20 protein-coding genes are annotated in these 21530 nt (G+C 42.1%); 11 read left to right on the top strand and 9 right to left on the bottom strand.

All coding sequences use genetic code 11. From position 1 onward, the window contains the following. Nucleotides 1-44 precede the first annotated feature (44 nt). Complete coding sequence (locus tag ACQ4XT_RS06925) at nucleotides 45-998, top strand: ring-cleaving dioxygenase (RefSeq protein ID WP_446853035.1); 954 nt, start codon at nucleotides 45-47, stop codon at nucleotides 996-998. A gap of 49 nt (nucleotides 999-1047) precedes the next feature. On the opposite strand, the gene ACQ4XT_RS06920 is transcribed toward ACQ4XT_RS06925, so the two are convergent. Then, complete coding sequence (locus tag ACQ4XT_RS06920) at nucleotides 1048-2997, bottom strand: aconitate hydratase (protein ID WP_446853034.1); 1950 nt, start codon at nucleotides 2995-2997, stop codon at nucleotides 1048-1050. A gap of 319 nt (nucleotides 2998-3316) precedes the next feature. Here ACQ4XT_RS06920 and ACQ4XT_RS06915 point away from each other — a divergent pair, with 319 nt between their 5' ends. Both ACQ4XT_RS06915 and ACQ4XT_RS06910 read left to right on the top strand, forming a co-directional pair. Next, a complete protein-coding gene (locus ACQ4XT_RS06915) occupies nucleotides 3317-4603 on the top strand; it encodes a helix-turn-helix domain-containing protein (protein WP_446853033.1) in 1287 nt (428 codons plus the stop codon). Beyond that, nucleotides 4600-4722, top strand: coding sequence for a hypothetical protein (locus ACQ4XT_RS06910; RefSeq protein ID WP_446853032.1), 123 nt, complete (start codon nucleotides 4600-4602; stop codon nucleotides 4720-4722). Before ACQ4XT_RS06915 ends, ACQ4XT_RS06910 begins: the two co-directional genes overlap by 4 nt. Nucleotides 4723-4863: 141 nt before the next feature. On the opposite strand, the gene ACQ4XT_RS06905 is transcribed toward ACQ4XT_RS06910, so the two are convergent. The 6 genes from ACQ4XT_RS06905 to ACQ4XT_RS06880 form a co-directional block, all read right to left on the bottom strand. Further along, a complete protein-coding gene (locus ACQ4XT_RS06905; RefSeq protein WP_446853031.1) occupies nucleotides 4864-6270 on the bottom strand; it encodes an MBL fold metallo-hydrolase in 1407 nt (468 codons plus the stop codon). Nucleotides 6271-6439: 169 nt separating this feature from the next. Next, nucleotides 6440-6958 (bottom strand): DUF6933 domain-containing protein, encoded by a 519-nt coding sequence (locus ACQ4XT_RS06900; protein ID WP_446853030.1) that lies wholly within the window; start codon nucleotides 6956-6958, stop codon nucleotides 6440-6442. A gap of 83 nt (nucleotides 6959-7041) precedes the next feature. Next, complete coding sequence (gene treR, locus ACQ4XT_RS06895; protein WP_446853029.1) at nucleotides 7042-7755, bottom strand: trehalose operon repressor; 714 nt, start codon at nucleotides 7753-7755, stop codon at nucleotides 7042-7044. 15 nt (nucleotides 7756-7770) lie between these two features. Further along, the gene (gene treC, locus ACQ4XT_RS06890; protein ID WP_446853028.1) at nucleotides 7771-9456 is read right to left on the bottom strand and encodes an alpha,alpha-phosphotrehalase; all 1686 of its coding nucleotides are present in this window, start codon (nucleotides 9454-9456) and stop codon (nucleotides 7771-7773) included. Nucleotides 9457-9481: 25 nt separating this feature from the next. Continuing rightward, nucleotides 9482-10891 carry a PTS system trehalose-specific EIIBC component gene (gene treP, locus ACQ4XT_RS06885; RefSeq protein ID WP_446853027.1) on the bottom strand — a complete coding sequence of 470 codons (1410 nt, stop codon included), beginning with the start codon at nucleotides 10889-10891 and terminating at the stop codon, nucleotides 9482-9484. Nucleotides 10892-10914: 23 nt separating this feature from the next. Next, nucleotides 10915-11403 (bottom strand): PTS sugar transporter subunit IIA, encoded by a 489-nt coding sequence (locus tag ACQ4XT_RS06880; RefSeq protein WP_446853026.1) that lies wholly within the window; start codon nucleotides 11401-11403, stop codon nucleotides 10915-10917. Nucleotides 11404-11698: 295 nt separating this feature from the next. Between ACQ4XT_RS06880 and ACQ4XT_RS06875 the strand changes: the two genes are divergently transcribed. The 4 genes from ACQ4XT_RS06875 to trhO all read left to right on the top strand — a co-directional run bounded on the left by ACQ4XT_RS06875 (nucleotide 11699) and on the right by trhO (nucleotide 16071). Further along, entirely contained in the window at nucleotides 11699-12886 is a 1188-nt protein-coding gene (locus tag ACQ4XT_RS06875; RefSeq protein ID WP_446853025.1) for an MFS transporter, read from the top strand. 59 nt (nucleotides 12887-12945) lie between these two features. After that, nucleotides 12946-13494, top strand: a complete 549-nt coding sequence (locus tag ACQ4XT_RS06870) for a cysteine hydrolase family protein (RefSeq protein WP_446853024.1) — start codon at nucleotides 12946-12948, stop codon at nucleotides 13492-13494. A 188-nt stretch (nucleotides 13495-13682) separates the two neighbouring features. After that, nucleotides 13683-15044, top strand: coding sequence for an MFS transporter (locus tag ACQ4XT_RS06865; RefSeq protein ID WP_446853023.1), 1362 nt, complete (start codon nucleotides 13683-13685; stop codon nucleotides 15042-15044). Nucleotides 15045-15129: 85 nt separating this feature from the next. Continuing rightward, on the top strand, nucleotides 15130-16071 hold the full coding sequence (gene trhO, locus ACQ4XT_RS06860; protein ID WP_446853022.1) for an oxygen-dependent tRNA uridine(34) hydroxylase TrhO: 942 nt from the start codon (nucleotides 15130-15132) through the stop codon (nucleotides 16069-16071). A gap of 152 nt (nucleotides 16072-16223) precedes the next feature. Here trhO and thiD read toward each other — a convergent pair whose 3' ends face one another. Beyond that, the gene (thiD, locus tag ACQ4XT_RS06855) at nucleotides 16224-17027 is read right to left on the bottom strand and encodes a bifunctional hydroxymethylpyrimidine kinase/phosphomethylpyrimidine kinase (RefSeq protein ID WP_446853021.1); all 804 of its coding nucleotides are present in this window, start codon (nucleotides 17025-17027) and stop codon (nucleotides 16224-16226) included. Nucleotides 17028-17134: 107 nt separating this feature from the next. Between thiD and ACQ4XT_RS06850 the strand changes: the two genes are divergently transcribed. The 4 genes from ACQ4XT_RS06850 to ACQ4XT_RS06835 all read left to right on the top strand — a co-directional run bounded on the left by ACQ4XT_RS06850 (nucleotide 17135) and on the right by ACQ4XT_RS06835 (nucleotide 20570). After that, nucleotides 17135-17446 (top strand): MGMT family protein, encoded by a 312-nt coding sequence (locus ACQ4XT_RS06850; RefSeq protein ID WP_446853020.1) that lies wholly within the window; start codon nucleotides 17135-17137, stop codon nucleotides 17444-17446. Nucleotides 17447-17489: 43 nt separating this feature from the next. Then, nucleotides 17490-18428, top strand: a complete 939-nt coding sequence (locus tag ACQ4XT_RS06845) for a PD-(D/E)XK nuclease family protein (protein WP_446853019.1) — start codon at nucleotides 17490-17492, stop codon at nucleotides 18426-18428. Nucleotides 18429-18512: 84 nt separating this feature from the next. After that, nucleotides 18513-19148, top strand: a complete 636-nt coding sequence (locus tag ACQ4XT_RS06840) for an SDR family oxidoreductase (protein WP_446853018.1) — start codon at nucleotides 18513-18515, stop codon at nucleotides 19146-19148. Between the two features lie 150 nt (nucleotides 19149-19298). Beyond that, nucleotides 19299-20570 carry a tetratricopeptide repeat protein gene (locus ACQ4XT_RS06835; RefSeq protein ID WP_446853017.1) on the top strand — a complete coding sequence of 424 codons (1272 nt, stop codon included), beginning with the start codon at nucleotides 19299-19301 and terminating at the stop codon, nucleotides 20568-20570. 34 nt (nucleotides 20571-20604) lie between these two features. Here the strand turns inward: ACQ4XT_RS06835 and ACQ4XT_RS06830 are convergent, their stop codons facing one another. Then, entirely contained in the window at nucleotides 20605-21480 is an 876-nt protein-coding gene (locus ACQ4XT_RS06830; protein ID WP_446853016.1) for a 5'-3' exonuclease, read from the bottom strand. Between the last annotated feature and the right edge of the window lie 50 nt (nucleotides 21481-21530).

Below are 21530 nucleotides of genomic sequence, written 5' to 3'. Positions count from 1 at the left end.
AATTATCTCGAATTCAAGATTATTGAAAACAAGGAGGAATGACCATGCAACTCAAGGGCATTCATCACGTTTCAGCAATAACCGCTAATGCAAGAAGCAATTATGATTTCTATACAAAAGTTATGGGTATGCGCTTAGTTAAGAAAACAGTTAATCAGGATGCCCCATCCATGTACCACCTTTTCTATGCGGATGAGAAAGGTCGACCTGGAACAGACTTAACCTTTTTCGAAATTCACCGAGCAGGACATACGTACCCTGGAACAAGAAGCATCTCGACCACATCGCTTCGTGTAAAAAGCGATGAAGCACTGAAGTATTGGAATCAACGCTTCAAAGAACATTCTGTTGAACAAGATGAGATCAAAGAAAGACACGGTCGAAAGACGCTCTCCTTCCGTGATCCCGAAGGACAACGGCTCATTCTCATATCTGATGAAAACAATAGCGGTGTAGATTCCGGAAAAGCATGGGAACATTCTACTGTACCTGAGCAATATGGCATTACCGGACTTGGTCCCGTTCACCTCACCGTCAACGAAGCAGCTAAAACAGAAAAAGTCCTTACTGAGCTCTTAGGATTTCGAAAAAAAGGAACCTATGAGGAATGGGTCGTTTACGAAACCGGCGAGGGAGGAACCGGGGCAGAAGTTCATGTGGAAGAAGATCCAGATGGACAGCCCGAAAAACCAGGCCGAGGAAGCGTTCACCATGTGGCCTTCCGTGTAAATGATGAGGATGAACTAAAGAAATGGCAGGAAATCATCCAAGCCGCAGGTTATCCTAACTCCGGCCTTGTCGATCGTTACTATTTCAAGTCCCTGTATTTCCGGGAGGCTAACCACATCCTTTTTGAACTGGCTACGGATGGACCTGGGTTCGCTACAGATGAGGACGTGGATCATCTTGGAGAAAGTCTCGCCCTTCCCCCGTTTTTAGAGCACAAACGCAAGGAAATTGAAGGAAGTTTAACTCCCCTGGACACCACAAGACCATAAAAAGATTTATAAAAAAGACTCCGGCGGGATCAACCCAGCCGGAGCTTCTTTATGATTCCAATCTATTTTTCACCCAGTTGATTAAGCCACCCATTTGCATGATTTCAATCTGTCGCTCAGAAAGAGCATGCTCAAGTTTGAGGGTTTTATCTTTTCCTTTTACTTCAACTTCCACTTGAGGAGACTGCTTAATCTTATCTCTCAGACCTTTGAATACAAGGACATCCCCTTGCTCCAACTCATTGAGATCGGATGGGTCGGTAAAGGTCAATGGCAATACTCCAAAGTTAGCAAGGTTCTGCCAGTGGATTCGTGCAAAGTCCTCCACGATGGCAACCTTAAGACCAAGGTATTTCGGCGCAAGAGCCGCATGCTCACGACTGGATCCTTGCCCATAGTTCGCCCCGGCGACTACCGCGTGACCTCCGTCATCTCTGGCTTCCATTGCGCGATCGTAATACGTTTCGTCAACAATTTCGAACGTGAATTTACTAATTTCCGGTAAGTTGCTTCGATAAGGAAGGACACGGGCTCCACCTGCTAGAATTTCATCCGTGGAAATATCATTTCCCATTTTGAGTAAAATAGGGAGTTCCATATCATCTGGAAGTTCACCCATCTCAGGGATGGAGGCCACATTTGGACCTTTCACCAACTCCACCTCTTTCGCTTCCTCAAAAGGTAAAGGTTCGTCAAGTAATCTTGTGTCCACTGTTGGATTGTCCAAGTCCTTCACATTTGGAAAATCGAACTCTGACTTTCTCGGATCTGTAATTTTTCCTGTCAAAGCTGATACGGCAGCCGTTTCAGGACTGCATAAGAAAACACTATCCTCTTTAGTCCCGGAGCGGCCCGGGAAGTTCCGTGGGGTGGTACGCAGACTGTTCCTGCCCGTCGCTGGTGCCTGTCCCATTCCGATACACCCGTTACAGCCGGCCTGGTGCAATCTTCCCCCCGCTTGAAGGAAGTTAGCGATATGACCTTCTTGGGATAAGTCAATCAACATTTGACGTGAAGTAGGATTCAAATCAAAGGATACGCCATTTGCAATGTGACGTCCTTCTACGATCTTCGAAGCAATCGCAAAGTCCCGGTACCCAGGGTTCGCTGATGAACCTATATACGACTGGTAAATAGGCTCTCCTTCCACTTCTTCTACTGGAACGACATTTCCCGGGCTTGATGGCTTGGCGACCATCGGACCTAATGAAGAAAGATCCAGCTCATCATGAACATCATACGTCGCATCATCATCTGCGACTATTTCCATCCACTCATCTTCTCTCCCTTGAAGCTTCATAAAGCGCTTTGTTTCTTCGTCTGATGGAAACACCGTACCTGTGGCCCCAAGCTCAGCCCCCATGTTGGCAATCACATGACGATCCATAGCTGTTAAGTTTTTCAAACCAGGACCATAATACTCAAAGACGTGGTTGACTCCGCCTTTAACGCCATGCCTTTTGAGCATTTCTAAGATGGCATCTTTTGCACTGACCCAGTCTGGCAGTTCTCCAGTCACTTTTACTCCCCAGACTTTTGGCATTTTCACATAAAAAGGTTCGCCGGCAATAGCCATGGCTACGTCAATTCCACCAGCCCCCATGGCAAGCATCCCCATACAACCGTTCGCACATGTATGACTGTCCGAACCAAGCAGCGTCTTTCCAGGTTTCGCAAGCCGCTGCATGTGCACAGGGTGGCTGACACCATTTCCCGGTCTACTGAAATGGTGTCCGAAACGCTTCGCGGCACTCTCAAGGAAAAGATGATCATCCGGATTTTTACTATCTTCCTGGATTAAGTTATGATCGACATATTGCGCAGATGCTTCCGTTTTTGCCCGATCAATGCCCATCGCTTCCAGTTCAAGCATAACCATCGTCCCGGTCGCATCCTGTGTAAGCGTTTGATCAATTTTCAATCCAATCTCCGATCCCGGATTCATCTCCCCTTCTACCAAGTGATCCTTAATCAATTTTTGTGTGACGTTATAACCCACTTCTATTCCTCCTTCTCACTTGTAGTTGATGACGGTCCTGCTGATAGTTTTTATAAAATTCCTATACCTTTTATACCCGTAATGTTGTATGATTACTCATAGGTTCCAAAAACTTCCTCTTCAAAGGAGAATAGAACCATAAAATACGAAATCTATGAAAGTCCCCCTTCCAAAGTCCCCTTAAAGCCAAAAAAAATCCCCAACTTGGGAAACTAGTGAATTTTGTTGAAAATCCCAGAACGAACATGTATTCTAAATATAGATTTGAAAGAGCAAAAACTCTGAAAAATCAACAGTTGATCAACTAGGTGTGAGAAAAATGGAATATGGTAAAGTGCTTCGATTCCATCGCGTGAAGCAGGGTTTAACACAGAACCAGCTTGCAGATGGAATAATCTCGCCGGCGTATTTGTCTAAGATTGAGAACGACCAAACCGTTCCCGCGTCCGAGGTACTTGAACACCTCTACGAACGTCTAGGACTTGATTTCCACGACTCTTCTTATCACCATCCTTCCAAGGAAAAATTGAAGGAATGGTATGAGATGATCGTCTTTAAACGGAAAGAAGAGGCCAGGGAATTAAAGGAAGAACTCAAACAACAAAAAGATACGCTGAATAATCATCATTTGTATATATTTTTCGAGCTGTTCCGCATTCGCCATCTGCTGTTAGAAAACGAGGTGGAGGAGGCTTATGAAGCATGGAAAAATATCCGTCAACATGAGGATACATTTGATGAAGAGATGAGGTATTACTTCCATTTAAGCACAGGTTTACTCGAATATTACAGAGGGAATTATGAAAATTCTTTCCAACAACTTATGGAAGCTAAAAATTACGGTTCATCTTTATCGCAACTGCTTAGTGATTGGGAACAGAGTGACTTGTATTATATTTTAGCTCTTAGTACTAGTCAGGCTAATCATATATCAGCTTCAGTTTTTTATGTCGATCAGGCATTGGAAATCTTTCAAGCCCGTTATGACCTAGAGAAAAGCGCTGATTGCCATATTCTTCAAGGGATTAACTATAGTAAGCTGAAGAATTACGCTAAATCCTTTGAGAATTTCAATAGTGCAAGAAAAATTGCTACCCAGACTATGGACCGCAACCAGTTGAATTTAGTTTACATTAATATTGGAACATTAGAATCTAGAATTGGGAATCACCTATCTGCTATACACAATTATAAAAAAAGTATTCAATACAATGACTCTGACACAACTTATAAACAATCTTATTTGTTAACTACCATTCACAGTTTGATCTTAGAACACTATCGATTTGAAGATTATGATGGGTGCATGGAGTGGATACTTGAAGGTGAGAAGGAATTAAGAAAACTTCAATCTAAGCCTCATGAACTTCACTTTAAATTTTATAAGATGATTATTAATAATGATCCTTCTACTTTAGATTATTTGGAAGAAACTGTGGTACCATACTTCCAATCTAAGAAGGAACACATATATATTATCCGTTATTCAATGGTCCTCTCGGATTTACTTGAAAAAAAACGGATGTACAAAAAATCAACAACTTATCTAAGGTTAGCAATTCAATTGTTAAATAAACATTCCCACTTAGGAGGTATTTTGTTATGAAAAAGTTTCTAGCTCTTATTGGAATTGTAGCATTTTTAGCAACTGCAGCATTCACACCAGGCATTCAAGACAGTGCTGAAGATGCTTACCCACAACCATTATCTTATGATCAAGTTTAATTTTGTGTGTTAATTCAATTTTTATATAATTAACACCTCCCCTAATCCTATACCTATACAAACTTTTGCCTCTATCTTTATGGTAGAGGTCTTTTTTTTGCATAAAAAAGCCTGCCCCTGATGAGGCAGACTTTTCACTAGTTACGAATTCACTTTTCCTTTATGCTTTTTCCAGGCTGCAAATCCGCCTTTCAGATTCAATACATCCTTATATCCATAGGCCTGCAATAAACTTGCGGCAATCGCTGATCTCATACCTGACTGACAATGGACAATCGGCGTTTTATCGGAAGGTATATCTTCCATACTCTCTTTCAGCTTTCCGAGCATAATATGCTGGGCTTCCTCAATATGGTCATCGTCCCATTCACTATCATTTCTCACATCGATGATGACATAATCTTCGTGTCCTCTGAATTTGTTTTCGAGCTCTTCTGCTGTAATGCTTGCATACGTTTCCAATCCGCCATAGTCATTAACTTCTGATTCATCCACATAGCCAACAAGGTCATCCAGCCCTATGGACTCTAAAGAACGTTTAATTGCCGGTATGGTTTCGTTAGAAGAAATAACTACGATCTTTTGATCATATTCAATCAACCAACCTGCCCAATTTGTAAATGATCGATTGTAAGGGATGTTGATTGTTCCTTTTAAATGACCGTTCGAGAATTCAGATGAAGGTCTAGTATCCACCACCATGTACTCATCAGACATGTAGCGATTCACATCTGATACGGAAATCCCCTTCACCTCTCTTTCCTTTTCAAGAGATGGGCCTTCTTTATTTAGTTTTTTCATCATGGCAAAATATTTCGGCGGTTCAGGTTGACCATCCAGTAATTCTTCAGTGAATGCTTTTTCATCGGTGTGTTTTAACGCCCAGTTGTTTTCTTTTTCATATCCCACTGTTGAAGAAGGGACGGCTCCTAATGATTTACCGCAAGCACTTCCCGCTCCGTGCCCCGGCCAAACTTGCACGTAATCAGGAAGTTCTTTGAAGCGTTGGACGGATTGATACATATCCGTCGCTCCTTTGCTTGCCGTTCCTTCTGCTCCGGCTGCTTTTTCGAGTAAATCTGGTCGCCCCACATCACCAACGAAGACAAAATCGCCTGTGAAGATTCCCATAGGCACCGAGGAACCTCCCCCTTCATCAGTCAATAAGAAAGAAAGACTTTCAGGCGTGTGACCAGGGGTGTGGATCACATCAAGTCTGACATTCCCTACATAAATTTCATCGCCATCTTTTACGAGTGTATGATTGATTTCATCAAGGTACTGATACTTCCAATCATCATCACCTTCATCGGATAGGTATAGTTTCAGATTCTTCTCATTTGCCAGTTCTCTTGCACCAGAAAGAAAGTCTGCGTGGATATGGGTTTCTGCAGCCACAGAAAGATCGAATCCTTCTTTTTTGGCTGTTTCATAATAAGGTGATAAATCCCGCGCAGGGTCAATGACCATGGCCTCTCCTGTCTTCTGACAACCAATCATATAAGACATTTGTGCTAGCTCTTCATCAAAATAAGATTTGAAAAACATTCAATAACCCTCCATTTTAAGAAATCTTTGTTATGTAATATACCCTCGTGTGTATCAAAGAAACATAACCCTTTATTATTATTATCCACCTGAGCTAGAAAATCCTTCTTAAAGGAAATGTAATCAAGTGAGCGTTCAAAAGTAACAAAAAAGCAGCAGCGCCTTGGCACTACTGCTTTTCGAAGTAACGAATAAATTCTTTATAAGGAGTGATTTGATCCAAATTAGAAAATACAAGTTTTATATTATTATATTTATTAATTTCAGCAGCATCTAAATCCTCGTACGCTGTTCCTGCTGCCATATCCTCAGAGAAGAATTTAATTTCATTCAGCATACCGAGAACTTTCCGGCTGTTCGTTTTCGTATAAACGATTTCATCAGCCGCCCCCAGCATTTGATCAGCAATTCTTTTCTCTATCCCTAATAGTTGAAACAATTGCTTTAGTGAGCCTTTTATGACATTGTCAAGATGTTCAAATTGCTGTTTTCTTAAACCGAACAACGTCAGGTTCAGACCTGTTGCATTATTCATTACAAGAAGACATTTTCTGCGGTTAATGGTAACGACATTTGCATGCCACTTGTATATTTCTGGTACATCCGTATATCCTTCTACATCTTCGATCGGTTGATTGATTTCGTTTTGTAACTTTTTTGTTGCCCCAATTACGAACAATTTGCCCACCTCGTCCTTACTATTCGATATTCCTATTTTAACGTGTAACGATAAAAAAACAAAGAGAGACCAAAAACTGGTCCCTCTTTCCTTTACACCTTCGTTCTTCGTGCAAAGTCTACAAATTGAAATTTATCTGGTCTGTGTCTGGATTCTGTAAACTGAAAAGCGGTTGTATCTCCTAAATAGACATAACTACGAATAACAACGACTTGCTCATGTCCATTCAAATCCAGGAATTCTTCATCTTCAGCCGTCACGGGCTCGATCACGATCTCTTTCTTCGCAAAGCTGATATCAAGTCCCAGTTCATTTTCAATATAATGATAAAGGGACGTTTGAGCAATTTCCTTAGTAAGGTCATGTACAAGGTCATGTCTTATAAAATCTCTATCTAAAATGATACGTTCTCCGCCGATTTCCCTTGAACGTACAATTTTCCAAAGATGAGAACCTTCCTTGCAATTGAGCTGACGGCAAATTTCCGCCTCTTTAACAAGGGTGAGCTCATGTACATGTGTTTGAAAACTTTGCCCCAACCGCTCTGAAAGCTCTTTGAAGCTTGTCAAACCTGAAACCGGAAACTCGAATTTATCACGGTCAAGAACAACGGATCCCTTCCCACGCACTTTCTGAATGTATCCATTCTGTGAAAGCAGGTTCAAAGCTTTACGAATCGTTTCTCTCGATGTCTCGAATCTTGCACACAAATCGTGTTCAGAAGGGAGAGTATCACCTGCTGTGTACTCTCCCTTCTGAATATCTTTCACGAGTTTATGATAAATCTCGACATATTTGTTTTTCATATTGCGCCCCCTCACCTATTTATCGGTAAGATGATAAACGACCGACTCGTATGGGCGAAGGCTGATGTCTCGGTAATCTTTTGTAGAATCATCATAGTTGCTCAGAAGGATGTCAGCCTCACCAGATATCTGAACATCTTCTGGTAATGTGAATGTCGTTTCTTCGCCGTAGAAGTTATTCACAACAAGCAACTGTTCTCCATTCCATTCACGTAGATAAGCAAATACGTGATTGTGGCCTGGTTTCAACAAGCGATAATCGCCATGTGTAATGATATCGTGAGACTTACGTAATTCGATCAATTTTTGATAGTGATTGAAGATGGAATCTTCTTTGTTCATCACCACTTCTGCATTGATTTCTTTATAGTTATCTGCTACATCAATCCACGGAGTTCCTTCAGTAAAGCCGGCATTTTCTTCTCTATTCCATTGTACAGGAGTACGGGAGTTATCACGAGATTTCTGTTTTAAAATCTCAATAATTTCCTTTTCACTGAACCCTTTTGCTTTGAACTCTTCATACATATTCAGCGATTCGACATCTCGGTAACGTTCAATGCTTTCGAACTTAGGATTGGTCATCCCAAATTCTTCTCCTTGGTAAATGTAAGGCGTTCCTTGCATCATATGGATGGTGGTGGCAAGCATTTTTCCAGATTCTTCAGGAAAAGTCTCATCATCCCCGAATCTTGACAATACACGAGGCTGATCGTGGTTACACCAGAATAAAGCGTTCCAGCCATTTCCTTTGTTCATTTCACGCTGCCACTTCGAAAGGATCTGCTTCAACTCATGGAAATCGAAATCAGCGACCGTCCATTTTTCACCGTTCGGATAATCCACCTTGAGATGGTGGAAGTTGAACGTCATGCTCAATTCATCGCGTTCAGGAGCCGTGTATTTAATGCAGTGCTCAATGCTCGTCGAAGACATCTCTCCGACTGTCATCAGGTCATAGGGTTTAAAAACTTCACGGTTCATTTCCTGCATGAATTCATGGACACGTGGGCCATCTGTATAGTATTTACGGCCATCTCCCGGCGCGACACTACCATCATCATTCGGGAATTCCTGATTTTTGGAGATCAGGTTGATGACATCCAAACGGAAGCCATCCACTCCTTTTTCACCCCAGAAACGCATCATTTCATAGATATCTTCACGCATCTGTTCGTTTTCCCAGTTTAAATCGGCTTGAGTGACATCGAACAAGTGCAAGTAATACTGACCTGTTTGTTCATCGTACTCCCACGCATTACCACCGAATTTAGACTGCCAATTCGTCGGCTCTTCCCCATTCACAGGGTCACGCCAGATATAATAGTCACGATAAGGATTTTCTTTTGACTTTTTAGCCTCCTGGAACCATTGGTGTTCCGTAGACGTGTGGTTAACGACGATGTCCATGATGAGTTTCATCCCACGGTTGTGCGTTTCTTCAAGCAGTCTTTCAAAGTCCTGCATCGTCCCGTATTCATCGTGAATGTCGTAATAGTCACTGATATCATATCCATTATCATTTTGAGGAGACTTGTACATCGGGGTCAGCCAAAGGACATCGACCCCGAGTTTATGCAAGTAATCTAATCTTTCAATAATTCCCTGAATATCACCGACACCGTTTCCTGTCGTGTCATTGAAGCTTTTCGGATAAATTTGATAAACGACAGCTTTTTTCCACCAAGGTTGTTCAATCATTGTAGCACCACCGTTTTTAAATTTTTTATACGTCTTTTTTACGCTTTGCATAGAGATACGTACCTACGAGCGGAAGGACAATGACGATGACCATTCCGATGGTAAAGTCCAGCCAGTATTCCGCAACAATTGAGAAGATCCCCGGAACTCCACCGACTCCGATGGAACTTGCCAATACACCTTGGGCTGAGATATAAAGACCGGCAAGAGCGGAAGAGGTGATGGCTATAATGAATGGATACTTAAAGCGCAGGTTCACCCCGAATAATGCTGGTTCCGTAATCCCTAGCCATGCAGAAATACCTGAAGATACACTTAAACCTTTAAGCTTATCGTCTTTTGAAGCGAGCCAGATGGCAAATGCGGCAGAACCTTGAGCGATGTTGGATAGAGCAAGCATCGGCCACAAGAATGTAGTTCCCGTGCTTCCCACCAACTGAATGTCAACAGCCAGGAATGTATGGTGCATCCCGGTAATCACGAGCACGCCGTATAAACCGCCGTAAATAAGACCGCCTAACCATGCGAATGTATCAAAAGTGGCAACAAGACCGTCTGTGATCCAGTTACCGATAGCAAATGTAATCGGTCCAATGATGATGAACGTCAAGAAACCAGTCACTAACAAGGAAATCGGACCGACGAACAGCAATTGTATGTTATCAGGGATACGATTACGTAAGAATAGTTCTATTTTAGTTAACAAATACGACGCCACAAGGACAGGCAGGACTTGCCCCTGGTAACCGATTTTCTCAACGGTTAACCCGAATAAATCCCAGGTTGGTACAGAGCCTTCAGCCACGGCATCCCCATATGTCCAGGCATTCAACAAATCAGGGTGTACAAGCACAAGACCTATAACAATTCCTAATATCGGACTACCACCGAACTTTTTAACCGCGGACCACCCAATGAGTCCGGGTAAGAACACGAAGGCAGTATTGGCTATGATGATGATCATATTCGCTATTCCTGACCATTGTGGATACACATCAATGATGGACTGTTTGTCCCAGAAGATTCCTTCCGCAGTCAAGATATTATTAATACCAAGCAGTAAACCAGCGGTTACAATTGCTGGTAGAATCGGAATGAAAATATCGGCAAGTGTCTTGATTGCTCGTTGAAGAGGATTCATATTTCCTTTGGAAGCCTCTTTCACTTCTTCTTTAGAAGATTCACCGACACCAGCAAGAGCTACGAATTCCTTATAAACCTTATCCACAGTTCCTTGTCCGACAACAATTTGAAACTGACCGTTCGTTGAAAAAGAACCTTTCACAGCATCAATATTGTTCAGTTTTTCCTGATCGACTATACCTTCATCATGTAACGCCAAACGCAGACGTGTGACACAGTGGGTTGCAGCAGACAAGTTTTCCTTTCCGCCGATGGCTTCCAGAATCTGCTCAGCCTGTTTTTTGTGATTCATTTTTCTCTACCTCCCGGCGTGGTTTATTTTTTCTTTACAGTCAATAATGATGTTGACCCAGCGCTCACTTCGACATCGTCAGCCACTTGCACATCAAAGTCATCACTGTTCGTGACAATGATTGGTGTTACTGTACTCTTCGCCTTTTCTTTCACGAGGTCCAAATCGAAGGAAATCAATGGATCTCCTACCTTCACCTTGTCCCCTTGAGACACAAAAGCTTCGAAACCTTCTCCATCCATTGCTACGGTTTCAAGACCAATATGGATCAGAATTTCCGCACCACTTTTCGTTTCCAAACCTACCGCATGCTTCGTTGGGAATAGTTGAACAATCGTTCCTTCTACAGGGCTAAGCACTTCGCCGTCCTTTGGTTCCACTGCAATTCCTTCCCCCATCATCTTCTGAGAAAATACGGGATCCGGCACTTCCTCCAAAGCCACCTTCTTTCCAGTTAATGGTGAAGCCACTTTCAATTCTGTCTCTTTATTTCCAAACAACTTCTTAAACATATCTTTCTCCTCCTCAAACGCTTTCATTAAAGCACTCAAAACTTGTATATACATCAATTAACTATGATTATAATTTGTATATACATGTTTTGCAACCGTTAACAACGAGGCGATATAATTGGAATTCCCTTCCTTACTAATAAAAAACTTATAAATGTTAAAAATTACTGGAATTGAGTCATTCATAGTTCCCCTTTATATGGAAGTGTGTTATATATTTAGGGTGTCGAAATAAATAGGAAGAAGGGATATTATCCTTACCAACAAATCTCAGGCGAAACGAAACCTGTGGATCATGTGGACTGCCAATTTCTTTATAGCCGGAAGTATTACAATGGTCCTGCCGTTTTTATCTTTATATATAGAAGAACTCGGAAATTATACAGATGCTTATGTCCAAACCTGGTCTGGATGGGTATTCGGCATCACGTTCGTGTCTGCTTTTCTATGTTCGCCAATTTGGGGAAAGATTGGCGATAAATATGGAAGAAAGAATATTTTGATCATCTCTGCTACAGGGCTTGCGGTCTCCGTATTTCTTATGGGATTCGTTTCATCCGTTTGGCAGCTCTTTCTTCTACGTTTGTTCATGGGAATCTTCACGGGGTTCATTCCCATGTCACAAGCATTAATTTCTACCCAGACGCCTAAAAATATCGCCGGTCAAGTTCTAGGTTCTTTGCAGACAGGAAGTATAACCGGAAGTTTAATGGGGCCAATGCTCGGAGGTTGGATTGCAGATTCGATTGGTTATGCCACCACTTTTCACTATGTATCCATTACGGTTGCCCTATCTGCTCTCATCGTTTTCTTTGGCATTCATGAACAGCGAATTAAAAAAGAAGGAGACCATGAGAAAACCAGTTATCAATCCAGAGAAGTGCTCGCGCACATTTTCAAGCACCCTGTCCTATTAATGGTCATGATTGTTTCTTTATTTGTGCAAATGGCCCACTTCAGTATTCAACCGATTCTTTCATTATTCGTCGGTGATTTACATGGTCCTGAAAACTTAGCTTTGTTCTCAGGAATCGCCTTTTCAGCTGCAGGGCTTGGGAACTTGATGATGGCCAAACAATGGGGGAAAATTGCCGATCGGATCGGTTATGTGAAAATTCTCGTTTCTCTTTTGTTCATGGCAGGAATCGTTTACCTCCCCGCTGCCTTCGTTACGAACATTTGGCAGCTGGTTGTCCTCCGCTTCTTATTAGGTGTATCCATTGGCGGCATCATCCCTGTCCGGACCGCTTATATCCGCCAAGAGGCTCCGGTCGCTATGCAGGGTGAGGTATTGGGATACAACACAAGCATCCGTTTCCTTGGAAATATCATCGGTCCATCCATGGGCGGAATGATTGCAGGGGTTTATGGCTTTTCGATGGTATTTTTCGTGACAAGTACCCTGCTTGTCATCTCTGGGGCGCTTCTATTCATAGCTATGAATAGAAGCGTGACCTCCGCGAAGCATATTCCCGGCTATTAAAAACACTTTTTTGTTCCACATCTGTTAAGATAAGTGTAAAGACACCGGGAGGGGATAGAATGAAACGTGCTTTAATCATCATCGATTATACGAACGACTTTGTAGAAAGTGATGGAGCATTGACTTGCGGACCACCCGCTCAAGCTCTGGAAAAGTACATTCATGATGTAACGGAGACATTTATGAATGAGGAAGATTTTATCGTGTTCGGGATAGACGTTCACGAAGAAGGTAACCCTTACCATCCGGAGACAGACCTTTTCCCTCCTCATAACATTCGTGGAACGAAAGGACGGGAGTTATACGGTTCACTAAAAAAAATCTATGAAGAAAACAAGCAAAAGCCGAACACCTTTTATATGGATAAAAGCCGTTACAGTGCTTTCGCAGGGACAGACTTGGACGTGAAATTGAGAGAACGCGGAATTACAGATATCCACCTTGTCGGAGTCTGCACAGATATCTGTGTACTCCATACAGCTATCGATGCTTATAACCTCAGCTACAACATTCATGTACACAAGGATGGAGTTGCGAGCTTTAATGAAGCTGGCCATACATGGGCTTTATCACATTTTGAGTCCACTCTGGGTGCAAAAATCTTATAAAACCAAAGGCTCTGGCTGAGTGTCACACCTTAGGAATTTAACGAAATCCAACTATTTCCTGGACCATAAATAAACTCCCGTTGCTGCCGTCAACGGGAGTTTTTACGCTTGTCGTTTTTCTCTCTAGGAAACATGTGGTATAGTATTTCGAGTGTCTAATGAAATAATAGAAAGGAAGAAGAGACGATATGCCACTGACTTCTCGTCCTTCCCAGGAACATTTTCGTACGGTATTCATATTAGCTGCAACGATTTTAATTGTTGTTATGAACACAACGATGTTTAATATCGCTTTACCGAATATATTGAAAGATTTCTCGCTCATGCCTTCAGAAGGCGCATGGATCGTTTCCGGCTATTCGATTGTGTTAGCGATTTTTACGATTACCTTTACACGCTTGTCTGACTATATGCCGATTCGGACATTATTAACGATAGGGATCTGTATTTTCAGCCTTTCTTCTATCATCGGATTTTTTGCGGAGAGTTATGTCTGGTTGTTGATTGCCCGGTTATGTCAGGCAGCAGGAGCGGCTGCGATCCCAGGTTTATCCATGGTCTTCGCCGGAAGGTACATCCCTATGACTAGACGAGGAAGTGCCTATGCATTGATTGCCTCTGCGACATCCCTGGGTTTTGGCCTTGGTCCTGTCATCGGAGGTTTAATCACAGACTACCTTGATTGGAACTTCTTGTTCATCGTCACCATCATGGTTTTCCTCGTCATCCCGGTCCTTTACAAGTTTATGCCTGTTGAAAAAGCTGAGAAAGGGCGTTTTGATGTCATAGGGGCTTTGCTATCCGGCATCACAGCCACTATGTTTTTACTATACATTTCAACCTTAACCCTCTCCTACTTGCTGGGTGGGATTCTGGCTGCCTCTCTCCTATGGTGGAGAGTGAATCGGACGAAAGCACCTTTTATTCAGCCTGAACTTGTTAAAAACAGCCATTACCGTCGGATTGTCTTTACAAGCTACATCGGGTTTACTTTACACTTCGCTGTACTGTTTTTAATGCCGATCATGCTCGAGCAAGTGTATGGACGTGGGGCAGCCGCCATCGGATTCATTATTTTCCCTGGGGCTATGCTGTCAGCTGCAGCCGCGATTTACGTCGGACGCCTGATTGATGCTTACGGAAACATCAAAATTCTATTTTTATCTCAAGCTTTACTGATGATATCTGCTCTAATCTTCTTTTTCCTTGCTGGAAAAAGTCCGTATATGATTATGATCGCTTATATGTTTACGAGTTTCGGATTCTCCAGTTTGTCTTCGAGTTCGACCAATGAAGTTTCACGAATACTCCCTAAAGAGCAGATCGGTGCCGGAATCGGACTCAAACAACAGATGCAATTCATCGGAAGTGCGACAGGTTCTGTTCTTGCCGGTATATTATTAGAGGTTAGTTCACAACCTTATACTGCCGAAAATTTCATCCTGCCGTTCAGTTCACTGATCGTTTTAATGACAGCTTCCACCATGGTCCTGTGGCTTTATTCATACAAGATCAGACGTATGGAATTTGTTCAAAAAACTGACATTTGAAATCCGGATATAAATCGAATATGATGGAGTATGGACATTTCTGTTATTTACTACTGTATAGATATAAATATAGGAGGAATCACTTATGAGCTCAAAAGATTATCGAGTTCTGCTGTATTATAAGTATGTCGACCTTCCTGACTATGAAGAATATTGCCAAAACCACCTGGAATTCTGTAAAGACCTTGGCTTGAAGGGACGTATCATCGTTTCTCACGAAGGGATGAACGGAACGGTTTCAGGTACCGTTGAACAAGTGGAAGAATATATGAATTATGTACGTTCTGATGAGCGTTTTGCAGATATCCACTTCAAAATCGATGAGCATGAAGGACACGCTTTCAAGAAAATGCATTGCCGCGTGAAACCTGAGCTGGTCAACTGGAGCATTGAAGAAGATGATATCGATCCAAAAACGTTCGGTGGTAAACATTTGAAACCAAAAGAATTCAATGAAATGCTGAAAGATGAGGATACCATCGTTATTGACGGCCGTAATGAATATGAATACCGCATCGGTCACTTCCGCAACGCGATCCAGCCGGACGTCAATCATTCCCGAGAGTTCCCTGAATGGATTGCCGAAAATGCTGACCAGTGGAAGGACAAAAAAGTCCTTACCTACTGCACAGGCGGAATCCGCTGCGAGAAACTGACAGGTATTCTTAAGAAAAACGGAGTCGAAGATGTCTATCAGCTTGAAGGTGGAATTACCACTTACGGCAAAGACCCAGAAGTCAAAGGTGAGCTCTTCGATGGAAAAATGTATGTGTTCGACGAGCGTATCTCTGTTCCAATCAACCAAGTGGAAGAAAAGGTCATCGCAGAGTGCGAACATTGCGGGAAAGCAGAAGATCGTATGATCAACTGCAGTAACCCGGTATGTAACCGTCAATATGTATGCTGTAGAGAATGTGAAGAAGAGCAACATGCCGCATGTACAGCAGAATGTAAAGAACACCCAGAAAACCGCTGGGATGTTGTCCGCAAGAAACAAATTGATAAATACGACCGCGTCAACGGTTAATTCTCATCCCCTCTCTCACCATTTGTGAAGAGGGGATTTCTTATCTCATACATATGCTTCTTATTCTTGAAGACTATTCGAGATATTTTCCGTAGCCCCGAAATCTCCACAAACATTTCAAAACTGACCCTTCAAGAATACTGCCATATGCTTTAGTCACTGATTATTCTATGAGCGGCGTGATAGGTGGAGCCTATACCGCGGTCGAAGGATAAAGCGTGGCGAATGGCACTTGTTACGAATGACTTCGCCCGTCTGACCGCGTCTTCAACAGAATATCCATTAGCAAGTTCTGCTGTGATGGCGGCGGAATACGTACACCCTGCCCCGCTCGTATGAATGGTTTCCACTCTTTCGGTTTCAAGCTCGGTAATACTTGATCCGTCATAGAGCATGTCGACCGCCGGGTATCCTTTTAAACCGCCTCCTTTTACAAGCACATACTCCGCTCCTAGGTGATAAAGGTCCCTTGCCACAACCTTCATATCTTCGGGAGTCTCAGGAACTTCACATTGAAGCATTCTTGCCGCTTCATGTAAATTTGGGGTGACGACTTTTGCCAGAGGGACAAGTTCTTTTGTCAGGGTTTCAATCGCCTCATCTTTTAATAACTGAGATCCCATCTTTCCAATCATCACAGGATCGACCACTACATTCGTGACTTCAGACGCTTTTATAAGACCGGCCACATTTTTTATAATATCGTCGGTGAACAGCATGCCCGTTTTAAGAGCATCGACTCCCACATGTTCGAATGAAGCATAGATCTGTGCTTCTATGGCATCGATTGGCTGCGTGAAAATCCCTCGTTCTGTTTGTTTATTATTCGCTACAATGGCAGTAACTGCACTCATGCCATAAACATTGAATTCTTGGAACGTCTTAAGATCTGCTTGAATCCCGGCACTCCCCTGTGCAGCAGAACCGGCGATTGTCAATACTTTTGGTATGCTCATCTTAGTCTTCTCCTCTCTGTCATCTATAGAAATTGTATCAATAATAGAGGAAGGCTTCTATTCACAGAAACCTGCCCTCTGGTAAATTTAAGTAAGGAGGCCGATTTATGCAACCATTCACACAACGCATCATTCAAATCATCCATAGTATTCCAAAAGGTCGTGTCATGTCATACGGACAAATTGCGGCATGCGCTGGAAACCCACGGGCAGCAAGACAAGTGGCCCGTGCGCTTCACAGTATGAGTGAGAAACACGAGCTCCCGTGGCACCGTGTAGTCAATGCAAAAGGAGAAATTGCTGTGAAGGACCCCTCCAGGCAACGTCAACTTTTAGAAAAAGAAGGCGTTGTTGTCATTCATGATAAAATATCAATGAGAGAATACCAACACGATGCTCCTCTCTGTTTTGAAGAATAGAATTGGAACACTAAATCTATGAAACTAACGAAGGATGTTACTCATGTTTGAAGTGAAACCCTACCCAGAATTATCCTGGTCTCTGTCCAGGCATAAAACGATGTTATCCTGCTCAAGGAAATATGCGTACGATTATTATGTATCCCATAATGGATGGCTCCGTTCGGCTGATACCTTGGCCAAGCAAGCGTACCGTTTGAAAAAAATGACCAACTTGGAAATGCACTTCGGAAGTGTGGTCCACGATTTGATCTATCAAACCATTCAACGCGTGTTAAAAAACCAACCGGTCATGACGGAACAGGATTTTATGGATGAAGTCCGCCACCATTTAAACCGAGGATTCATTGAATCAACGAAGAAAGAGCATTTGTGGATGAACCGACCGAAGCACTATACGATGCTTCACGAAATCTATTACAGTCAGTCAGACACTCTCCCTGAAGCGAAAGTGCGCAAAATAACGGATCGCCTTCAGAAAACGGTCGCCAATTTTTACTCCAGTAAAACTTTCACTGATGTGCGTAACAAAGAACAAATGAAGTTTATGGAATCGGAAACTTTCCGGTTCCTCAAGACAGACGAAGCGAAGGTTTTTATTGTGATGGACCTTGTGTACAAAGATCTCGATCATGACAAGTGGATCATTGTCGATTGGAAAACGGGAAAAGCATCCGATGAGGACCGGAACCAGCTGGCTCTTTATGCCCTTTATTTACAAAACAAGCATGGAATCGAATCTCTTGATGATATCATCATTCGAAACGAATATTTAGTGGATGGTACACATGTCGAACATCAATTAACAGAACAGGACCTCATCAATGTCCAACACCTATACCAGATTAGTATGGAGCAGATGAAACTCTATTTAGAAGATGCAGGAAATAATAAACCCCTTCCTGTCGATCAATTTCCTATGCAGGATGATCCCAGAGTCTGTGCTCGTTGTAACTACCAGGAGCTTTGCTTCCCTTCTTGATGGCAGGTCCGTATGTTTATCCGATACGGAAACGGGCTAAATAAGTATTGTAATCTTATTTGCCAGAAGGAGTCGTGATTATAAATGAAGGTACTCGTAGCAGGAGCAAACGGAAACACAGGACGACTACTTATTCAAAATTTAAAAGCCGATGGTCATGAGCCGTATGGCATGATCCGTAAAGAAGAACAAAAAGCAACGGTTGAAAAATTGGGCGGTACTCCAGTACTTGCTGACCTGACGAAAGATGTCGGTTATGCGGTCAAAGGGATGGATGCTGTCATGTTCGCTGCTGGTTCAGGCTCAACCACAGGTGCTGAGCAAACAGAAGCCGTTGATCGTGACGGAGCCATCAACCTTGCTAAAGCAACAGAAAATCTGGGTATAAAGAAATTTGTTATGTTGAGCGGCATGGGAGCTGGTAATCCAGAAAGAGGCCCTGAAGAATTGAAGCACTATCTCGAAATGAAAGGGCAGGCGGATGATTACCTGAAATCTACAGAGCTTGATTACACCATCGTACGCCCAGGCGGTTTGACAAACGATGAAGGGACCAGCAAAATACAAGTCGGCGAAACTGTTGAAAGAGGGACAATTCCTCGAGCAGACGTAGCTAAGACAATGATTGCATCCCTGCAGGAACCAAACGCTTACCATAAAACATTTGAGATGATTTCAGGAGATACGCAAATTGAAGAAGCCCTGAAGACCCTATCATGATCAAACAGCTCAACCACTACATGTGGTTGAGCTTTTTACATATGTCCTCTTTTGCCTTCCTATAAAACCCTTAAAAGGAAACCATATACATTGAATAGAACGATATTTTGATATAATGTAAGTAATTGGCGCTTTAAAGGAGTAGTGAATATGAAAGGTTCGTTAATTAAACAACACCGCAAATTTAAGAATTTAACATTAGAAGAACTCGCCTCAGGAATTTGCTCAGTCTCCTATCTGAGTAAAATTGAACATGATACCATTAACGCCAGTGATGAAATTTACCGTCTGTTAGGAGAACGGTTGAATATCAAGTTGACTGATATTAACCAGGAATTTGATGAATCCATTCATCAGCAGTTGCTGGAATGGCATGAAATCATTCAACGTCGAGACCTCCAATTAATGGAAGAGTACTTTCAGAAATGTACAGAAGCATTAGAATCCAACCAAAATACAGAACTTAATCATTTATATACCATCGTTAAAGCTCGGCACACCATGAAGTTAAATGAAGGCCCGCTCTCAGATGAAGATTTAAAAGAAATTGATGATTTATATCCCTATACGAATGATGAATATAAATTTTTCTACCATAAAACGGTCGGCATTCATTATCTTTTAAAAAACCACCAATTAAAAAATGCCCTTCATCATTTCCACAAAACAGAAGAGCTTTTAAATAAGCTACCCTTCACAGATAGTGAAACTTACTTTCACCTGGCTCTCACTTATTCGCAATCAAGAGCAGCTGTAGAGTCCAATTACTATGCTCAAATGGCGTTGGAGGGATATATTAAGGACTTTGACTACAGCCGGATTGTAGACACTTACATGACCATAGCATTGAACTATAGAGCACTAGAAATTTTTCCGATAGCTGAAGAATATTTCTTGAAGTTGAAAAAGATCTCTAAGTACCACCTTACCTCCATAGATGAGATAAGAGTTTATCATAATTTGGGATATGTCTACGCTAACCAGGAGAGGTATGCTGAAGCACTTGAATTACTAGAGTGCGCCCACAAGATCGCACTAGAGAATAATGATGGCTACTACTATGTAAATACCACTCGTCTCCTTGCTTCTACTCATTATTATGCCGGCCATAAAGACAAAGCGTGGGAATATATTGAAATAGGCGAAAAAAAAGCTGAAGAATATAATAATCAAACGTATATATATAAATTCTTCATACTCAAAAACACAATGCTTGAAAGAACGCACGAAGACTTCTTTTTAGAAAAACTTGAAAATGAGATTATCCCTTATTCTAGAGAAAATAATCAGTACGGAGATTATAAAAACTATTGCGAAATGCTTGGTAACCTCTATTATGATAAGCGGATGTATAAAAAAGCAGCCATTTATTTTAAAGAAGTGAACAACTACCGAAAAACACAGAAAAAAGATCTTCTATAGAAAAAAGGTCGGAGGAACCATTCCTCCGACCTTTTTATATCCGTACGATATTCTTTTCCCAATTTTTAAATTCAAGTTCATCAAATTTTGCGCCCATCTTTTTATCATCAATATAAAATAGCGCTTCTTCTAACGAACAATCCACATCCGCTTCACAATGGATGGCAGCAAGCTTTCTGGATAGATGCAGCATATCCAGACTGTCTTCTATTTTCGTACGCTGACCTTTTGTCAGTTCCTCGATATTCTCTAAGATTCCCTCGATGGATTCGTATTTAAGAAGAAGCTTAAGAGCGGTTTTCTCCCCAATTCCTTTCACACCAGGATAGTTGTCACTGGAATCACCCATGAGGGCTTTCAAATCAATCATTTGCTGCGGCGTAATACCTTTTTCTTCTGTAAAGGTGTCCTCTTGATATTCTGCATAATTGCCATACCCTTTCTTTAATAAGACGACATGTACGTTCGGCTGCAATAATTGAAGAAGGTCCTGATCCCCTGTTAATAGGAAGACCTGGGAATGTTCACTGTACGCCCGACTCAGGGTTCCCATACAGTCATCCGCTTCATAACCAACTTGACCAACGTTAGGAATATCAAGAGCCTCTACGACTTCTTTGGCTAAATCAAATTGTGGAATCAATTCTTCTGGAGGCGCTCCCCTATTCGCTTTGTACTCGGGAAAAAGATCATTACGGAACGTCTTACTCCCCATATCCCAACAGCAAACCACGTGCGTAGGCTGGTAGGTTTCTATTGCCGTAAACATGTGTTTCATCATGCCATAGACCGCATTGGTCGGCATACCTTTACTGTTGATCATATAATAATTGCTCATTGCCGTGGCATAAAACGCACGAAAAAGCAGCGCCATGCCATCAACGACCATCACTCGATTAGTTGTTGTCATTCTTTAATAACTCCTTTTTCCTATGAATAGTTTCATTATAACAATCTTTC

It is taken from the genome of Halobacillus sp. 12SKB (assembly GCF_052941655.1).
This window is presented reverse-complemented; position numbering and strand designations above follow the sequence as displayed.

Excerpts from the sequence above, each read along its gene's own strand:
- treR (WP_446853029.1), bottom strand. The coding sequence starts at position 7,755 with ATGAAAAACAAATATGTCGAGATTTATCATAAACTCGTGAAAGATATT.
- treC (WP_446853028.1), bottom strand. The coding sequence starts at position 9,456 with ATGATTGAACAACCTTGGTGGAAAAAAGCTGTCGTTTATCAAATTTAT.
- ACQ4XT_RS06835 (WP_446853017.1), top strand. The coding sequence starts at position 19,299 with ATGAAAGGTTCGTTAATTAAACAACACCGCAAATTTAAGAATTTAACA.
- ACQ4XT_RS06875 (WP_446853025.1), top strand. The coding sequence starts at position 11,699 with ATGTGGACTGCCAATTTCTTTATAGCCGGAAGTATTACAATGGTCCTG.
- treP (WP_446853027.1), bottom strand. The coding sequence starts at position 10,891 with ATGAATCACAAAAAACAGGCTGAGCAGATTCTGGAAGCCATCGGCGGA.
- ACQ4XT_RS06850 (WP_446853020.1), top strand. The coding sequence starts at position 17,135 with ATGCAACCATTCACACAACGCATCATTCAAATCATCCATAGTATTCCA.
- ACQ4XT_RS06915 (WP_446853033.1), top strand. The coding sequence starts at position 3,317 with ATGGAATATGGTAAAGTGCTTCGATTCCATCGCGTGAAGCAGGGTTTA.
- ACQ4XT_RS06845 (WP_446853019.1), top strand. The coding sequence starts at position 17,490 with ATGTTTGAAGTGAAACCCTACCCAGAATTATCCTGGTCTCTGTCCAGG.
- ACQ4XT_RS06905 (WP_446853031.1), bottom strand. The coding sequence starts at position 6,270 with ATGTTTTTCAAATCTTATTTTGATGAAGAGCTAGCACAAATGTCTTAT.
- ACQ4XT_RS06865 (WP_446853023.1), top strand. The coding sequence starts at position 13,683 with ATGCCACTGACTTCTCGTCCTTCCCAGGAACATTTTCGTACGGTATTC.
- ACQ4XT_RS06880 (WP_446853026.1), bottom strand. The coding sequence starts at position 11,403 with ATGTTTAAGAAGTTGTTTGGAAATAAAGAGACAGAATTGAAAGTGGCT.
- ACQ4XT_RS06840 (WP_446853018.1), top strand. The coding sequence starts at position 18,513 with ATGAAGGTACTCGTAGCAGGAGCAAACGGAAACACAGGACGACTACTT.
- ACQ4XT_RS06925 (WP_446853035.1), top strand. The coding sequence starts at position 45 with ATGCAACTCAAGGGCATTCATCACGTTTCAGCAATAACCGCTAATGCA.
- ACQ4XT_RS06870 (WP_446853024.1), top strand. The coding sequence starts at position 12,946 with ATGAAACGTGCTTTAATCATCATCGATTATACGAACGACTTTGTAGAA.
- ACQ4XT_RS06830 (WP_446853016.1), bottom strand. The coding sequence starts at position 21,480 with ATGACAACAACTAATCGAGTGATGGTCGTTGATGGCATGGCGCTGCTT.
- ACQ4XT_RS06910 (WP_446853032.1), top strand. The coding sequence starts at position 4,600 with ATGAAAAAGTTTCTAGCTCTTATTGGAATTGTAGCATTTTTAGCAACT.
- trhO (WP_446853022.1), top strand. The coding sequence starts at position 15,130 with ATGAGCTCAAAAGATTATCGAGTTCTGCTGTATTATAAGTATGTCGAC.
- thiD (WP_446853021.1), bottom strand. The coding sequence starts at position 17,027 with ATGAGCATACCAAAAGTATTGACAATCGCCGGTTCTGCTGCACAGGGG.